Origin of the sequence: Paenibacillus hodogayensis (assembly GCF_039536325.1) — a bacterium.
GTDB classification, from domain to species: Bacteria; Bacillota; Bacilli; order Paenibacillales; family NBRC-103111; genus Paenibacillus_AB; species Paenibacillus_AB hodogayensis.
Genome location: NZ_BAAAYO010000006.1, coordinates 885,646 through 891,645, shown reverse-complemented (window position 1 = coordinate 891,645; position 6,000 = coordinate 885,646). Strand labels below are relative to the sequence as shown.

The following is a 6,000-nucleotide window of genomic DNA, read 5'->3' as shown; positions in this document are numbered from 1 at the left end:
CAAACGCCGCTCCAGCTAAAGGTTCCTTAATTCACTGTCCACTTTCTTGACATAAGTCCAGAAAGAGCATTATCCGCGCAGAAAACCAGCACTTTTGACGAGATAGTGCTATTTCGAGCATTAAGGATGCGTCACGAGTCGGTAAACCGCACAGATTAGCAGGTCGAGAGTAAGATAGTGCCAAAAAGAGCATTATCTGCATAGAAAACTAGTGCTTTTGACGAGATAGTGCTACTTCGAGCATTAAGGATGCGTCACGAGTCGGAAAACCGCACAGATTAGCTGGTTGAGAGTAAGATAGTGCCAAAAAGAGCATTATCTGCTACGAAAACCGGCTGCTTCTCTGAGGTAATGCTATTTCGAGCACTAAAGGGGGGCGTGCTGCGGAACGACCTGATTCGCAGTTTCAGTCGTACAAGCAAGCAGCTCGATTTAACCGGGGAAGGAATCGTGTTTGGCTTGCAAGACGTCGAACTAACGTACAAGCCGACGTGTCTCCAGCTAACCTCCTCGAAGGCGGCCTCTAATTTCATCTCCACAAAAAAACGCCTGCTTCCCGAATCAGAAGGAAGAGGCGTCTGGACATATAATTGGCTAAACTCAAACTGTAATTTGGCAGGTGATAGCTCGAATCTCAAGGAAGCGCCTTATGGGCTCGACCGGTGCCGGTGCTGTTCATATACGCGACACCTTCATCCCATGCCGGTGCCGTCCCCGGCGTATCGCCCCACGAGTTCCGCCTAAAGCAGCACCGTACCACCCCAGGCGTGACGCCTATCGCGGCACCGTACCGCCACAGGCGTCACGCCTAACACAACACAGCGCCCCCCACCGTCCCCGCTCCCCGGCATCCCTCTCCCGCGTCCCGCCTAACGCAGCACCCCGGTTCGCTTGCCGACGGCAGTTATGCGCTCGACGGCGTAAGTGAGGTCGTCGGGTGTATGCGCCGCCGTCACGATGCACCTTACTCGGCCCTTATCCATCGCGACCGTCGGGTAGACGATGCCTTGGGCGTAGATGCCTTCGTTCAGCAGCTCGCGCGAAAACTCAGCCGTCTTGTCCGGCTGCCCGATCAGGATCGGCACGATCGGCGTCTCGCTAGCGCCGGTGTCGAAGCCTTCCTTCTGCAGCCGCGAGCGAAACGTATTCGCATTGCTCCACAGCTTGTCGATCAGCGGCTGACTGCGGCGCAGCAAACGAATGGCAGCCAAACACGCTGCGGCGACGGCCGGCGGGTGCGAGGTGCTGAACAGGAACGGCCGCGCTTTGTGGATCAAATACCGCTTGAGCACGTCCGCGCCGGCTACATAGCCACCGACGACGCCGACCGCCTTCGATAAAGTGCCGATCTGCACGTGAACGCGTCCGTGCAGCCCGAAATGATCCGTCGAGCCTTTCCCGTTGCGGCCGAGCACTCCGCTGGCATGGGCGTCATCCACGTACACATAGGCGCCGTAACGTTCGGCGAGCTCGACAATGGCGGGGAGCGGTGCGATATCGCCGTCCATGCTGAATACGCCGTCGGTAGCGATGAACGCCCGCTTGCGCCCGTCGTTTTCCTTCAACCTTCGCTCCAACTGGTCCATGTCCGCATGCGCGTAAATGGCCCGCTCCGCTTTGGTCAGCCGGATGCCGTCAATAATGCTCGCATGGTTCAACTCGTCGCTAATGATCAGGTCGTCAGGCCCGAGCACCGACAGCGCGCCCTGGTTCGTCGTGAACCCCGACTGAAACACAAGAGCCGCTTCGGTTCCTTTAAAATCCGCCAATTCCTTCTCGAGCTCGTCGTGAATATCCAGCGTCCCCGCGATCGTACGGACCGAGCCGCTCCCTGCGCCATAACGCTCGATCGCTTCCATGGCGGCGGCCCGAATTTCCGGATGTCCGGCGAAGCCCAAATAGTTGTTGGACGAAAGCTGAAGCAGCAAGCGCCCGTCCAGCTCCATCCACGGCCCGGAGCCGCCGGACCAGACGGTCGGCAGGCGGTACATGCCTTTGTCGCGCAGTCGCTCCAACTCGTCGTTTAAGTAATCGAAAGATGATGTCGGCATCATCGTCGTCCCCCTCGTATGCGATTCATTCTCGTTGTCGTTCCACTTTGTTGCGTTTGTTGGCGTTTTCAAGGAAGGCAACGGCGGGCCTGTGCCAGAACTTACGCCTGTGCCTACGTCAGTGCTTACACCGCGCCTACGCCAGCACTTACACTGCGCCTACGCCAGCACTTACACTGCGCCTACGCCAGCACTTACACTGCGCCTACGCCTATGCCTACACCTGCAGTTGCACCTACACCTGCACTTACACCTGCACTTACACCTGCGCCTTCAAGCCAAGTCATCATGCGTAAAAACGACCTTGCCGCAATTGCCGCTGCGCATCAGCTCGAACGCTTCCTCATACTGCTCCAGCCGGAACCGGTGCGTCACGAGCGGGGCGAGATCGATCCGGCCGCTGTCCAGCAGACCCTTTACTTGGTACCAGGTCGTGTACATACGCCGACCGGTAATGCCGTCGACCCGCAAGCCTTTGAAAATAATGCTGCGCGACAAGTCCAGCTCCACGCTGCCCGCCGGTATGCCGAGCAGCGCGACGCGACCGGCATTGGCGCAGCCTTCGAGCCCTTGCCGGATCGCGTCCGGATGGCCGGACATCTCCAGCAGCACTTCGACCCCTTCGCCGCCCGTCAATTCCTTCAGCGTTTCGGCCAATGGCTGGGTCGCGCTGTTCACGAGCGAGTCTGCTCCCATCCGAGTGGCCATCCGCAGCCGGAAGTCGTTAATGTCCACGGCGATGACCTTCCCGGCTCCGCAAGCTTTAGCGACCGCTACCGCCATCAGACCGATCGGCCCGGCCCCGATGACCGCTACGCTTTTGCCCGCAACATCACCGGCCATCACGGACTGAACGGCGTTACCGAGCGGGTCTTGTAAACAGGCAAGCTCGGAAGGGAGGCGCGGATCGTTGTGCACGATATTGGTCGCCGGCACGATCGCGTATTCCGCGAAGCAGCCGGGAATCGTAATGCCGAAGCTGCGCGTATGCGGGCAAACGTGACCGTTGCCGCTGCGGCAGGCGCGGCATACGCCGCATATGACATGGCCCTCTGCGGACACGTAGTCGCCGGGGCGCACGTTTGTCACTTCCGCGCCGACGGCTTCGACTACGCCCGCGAACTCGTGACCGACGACGTTCGGCGTGACGACCGTCTGTTCCGCCCAAGCGTCCCATTTATAAATGTGCATGTCCGTTCCGCAGATCGAGCTGGATTTGACTTTGATCAAGACGTCTCCGCGTCCTACGGCGGGAACGGGAACGTGCCTCAAGCTGAGTCCCGAGGCGCGGTGTTCTTTCAGCAACGCGAGCATAGTGGCGCCCATAGCCGAGTTCCTCCTCATTTGTTCAACATAACATACTTAAATATGTTATATCATACAAGAGGATGGACTGAAGGGCAATGGGCTTTTCAATATAATATTTATTTTGTACAATATAGTATACAACTTTAGCGAGCGAAGGAGAACGTACCGAATGGATCATATTCCGATTAAAGTGGGCAAAAACTTGCGGGCGATCCGCAAATCGCGCGACTTGAGTCTGGATAAGCTGGCGGAGCTGACCGGGGTCAGCAAGGCGATGCTGGCTCAGGTCGAGCGCGGCGATTCGAATCCGACGATTTCGCTGCTGTGGAAAATCGCCAACGGGCTGCGCATTTCCGTGACCGCGCTGATCGCGGAGGAGAAGTCGGAGGTGACGATCGTGCGTTTTGCCGAGGTGGAGCCGATAACCGAGAACGAGGGCAAGTACCAGGCGTACCCGGTGTTTCCGTTCGATGCGACGACGCACTTCGAGGTTTATACGGTCAAAGTCGAGCCCGGCTGCAACCATCAATCCGAGCCGCACCAGGAGGGCGTGGAGGAGTTTATCGTCGTGACGCAAGGGTGCTTGGAGCTGCATATCGGAGATGAGGTGCATGCGGCGGAGCAGGGCGATGCGATCCGTTTTAACGCCGATCAAGGTCATCTATACGTCAACAATACCGATGAAACCGTCTGGCTGCAGATCGTGATCCGTTACCCGTTCTAGTCCGGACGGTGGACAACCCGTTTTATGGACGGCGAAAGGAAAAGGGCAGCCCCGCAAGACGTAGCGGATGGCTGCCCATTTTAAGGTTAAAGTTGTTAAAGTTTCACCGGCTTGCCGGTCGCGGCCGATACATTGGCGGCAATCGTCACTTCGTGCGTTTTCAGAGAGTCGCCGTAAGACGACTTGATCGACGACGGGTCGCCGGTGCGGACCGCGTTGAGAAAAGCGATGTCCTCGAATACCCGCGAATTGGGCGTAACATCGAACGGGGCGGAGGCATCTCCATTTTTGCGGATGATGCGAGTTCCATTCGCCTGCACCTCCAGCACGCCCTGGTCCGTAAATACCTCCAGTCCCGTCTTGCCGCCGGCCGGCAGCAGACATGCGTTGGAAATGGTCGCCACGCTGCCATTGGCCAGCTTCATCGTAACCGTGCCCACATCGGGTACGTCGGCGCCCTCCTCGCGTTCGTGCAGGACGCGATGGCCGTACGCCGCGTACACCTCGACCACCTCACCGCATAAATAACGCAGCATATCCGTGATATGCGTCGTTTGCTCGACGAACTGCCCTCCCGACAAACGCTGCACGCGCCACCACGGTACACCGGGCATTCCGCCTATCCAGTAGCCGAGCGTCATTCCGATACGGCCGGACTCCAGAAACCGCTTCGCCTCGTCGAGCGATTGAATATAGCGCCATTGATAGCCGACAGACGTAATGAGCCCTTTCTCTTCGATCTGGGCTGCCAGCTGGCGAGGAAGCTCCAAGTCCACGCCCAGCGGCTTTTCGACCAGAAAAGGAATGCCGCGCTCAATCAGCGCCCGCTCCGCATCGCCGTGCGCCATCGGAGGCAAGCATACAAAAGCGGCGTCCAGCTTTTGGTCGTCCAGCATGTCGGCGATGCTCGTATACGCTTTGGCTCCCGGCCAATCGCGCGCCGCCGTTTCGGCACGCTCCTGCTGCAAGTCGCAAAAGGCGGTAATCTGGGCCTCTTCCATAGCCGCCAAGTTCGCCATATGCCCCTTGGCTACGCCTCCCGTTCCGATAAAACCGATCTTTAACGTCACTCTCGGTCACCCTTTCCGTTTGTTCCTAAGACTCGACATGAGAGAGAATATCCCGTTTGAACTGAATAAGCGCTTCGTCCGTATCGATCGTATACCCGCATTCCAAAGCGACAAAGCCGTCAAATCCGGTTCCCTTGATCGCTTTCAAAATGTTGACGTAATTCAGCTCCCCGGTTCCCGGCTGCTTGCGGCCCGGATTGTCGGCGATATGAAAATGATGGATGCGGTCCAAGTAAGCGACCGCGTTACGAATCACGTTGCCTTCGGTAATTTGTTGATGGTACACATCGAACACCAGCTTGACGCAAGGGCTGCCGACTTGGTCGATCACATCGGCCGATTCGTCGGAATATTGCAGGAAGTGGCCAGGGTGATCGACCAGCCCGTTCAACGGCTCCAGCTCGAGCACGACGCCGGCCGCTTCGCACAGGGCAGCGCAACGCTTCAAGGTTTCCACCATGTCGCGCTTCTGCTTTTCGCGCGCTATACCCGGCATTTCCTGCCCGGTCTGCGTAATGATGCTGGGTCTTCCCGCCGCCTTGCAAAAGTCCAGCGTCTGGACGAGTCCGTCCAAGTATTGCTCCCGCTTGGAGCCGTCGACCAAGTTGAAGAAAGTCGTGCATACCGCGCTGATGCCGACGCCAAGGCGGTCCTGCGCCTTGACCAGCTCCTTGACGTCCGGCACGGCCCGCCAGTTCAAATACTCCAGACCGTGAAATCCGTGCTCCGCTACTTTTTCTAGCAATTCAATAACATTTTTCCCTTTGTAAGCGCCCGCACTCAAAGCGTACTTCAATTTACCTCTCCTCCTTGCTGAACGTAAAAGAACTGGACAAATAAAACACGT

At 57.8% G+C, this 6,000-nt stretch carries 5 protein-coding genes; 1 reads left to right on the top strand and 4 read right to left on the bottom strand.

Features of this window, described 5'->3' with window-relative positions; all coding sequences use genetic code 11:
- Positions 1-869 precede the first annotated feature (869 nt).
- Positions 870-2,051: a glycine C-acetyltransferase gene (locus ABD796_RS15080; RefSeq protein WP_379120408.1), complete on the bottom strand. Its 1,182-nt coding sequence runs from the start codon at positions 2,049-2,051 to the stop codon at positions 870-872.
- A 273-nt stretch (positions 2,052-2,324) separates the two neighbouring features.
- Entirely contained in the window at positions 2,325-3,377 is a 1,053-nt protein-coding gene (gene tdh, locus ABD796_RS15075; RefSeq protein WP_344908925.1) for an L-threonine 3-dehydrogenase, read from the bottom strand.
- A gap of 151 nt (positions 3,378-3,528) precedes the next feature.
- Between tdh and ABD796_RS15070 the strand changes: the two genes are divergently transcribed.
- Entirely contained in the window at positions 3,529-4,083 is a 555-nt protein-coding gene (locus ABD796_RS15070; protein WP_344908924.1) for a helix-turn-helix domain-containing protein, read from the top strand.
- Positions 4,084-4,178: 95 nt separating this feature from the next.
- Here the strand turns inward: ABD796_RS15070 and ABD796_RS15065 are convergent, their stop codons facing one another.
- Positions 4,179-5,153 carry a Gfo/Idh/MocA family protein gene (locus tag ABD796_RS15065; RefSeq protein WP_344908923.1) on the bottom strand — a complete coding sequence of 325 codons (975 nt, stop codon included), beginning with the start codon at positions 5,151-5,153 and terminating at the stop codon, positions 4,179-4,181.
- Between the two features lie 25 nt (positions 5,154-5,178).
- On the bottom strand, positions 5,179-5,949 hold the full coding sequence (locus ABD796_RS15060) for a TIM barrel protein (RefSeq protein ID WP_344908922.1): 771 nt from the start codon (positions 5,947-5,949) through the stop codon (positions 5,179-5,181).
- Between the last annotated feature and the right edge of the window lie 51 nt (positions 5,950-6,000).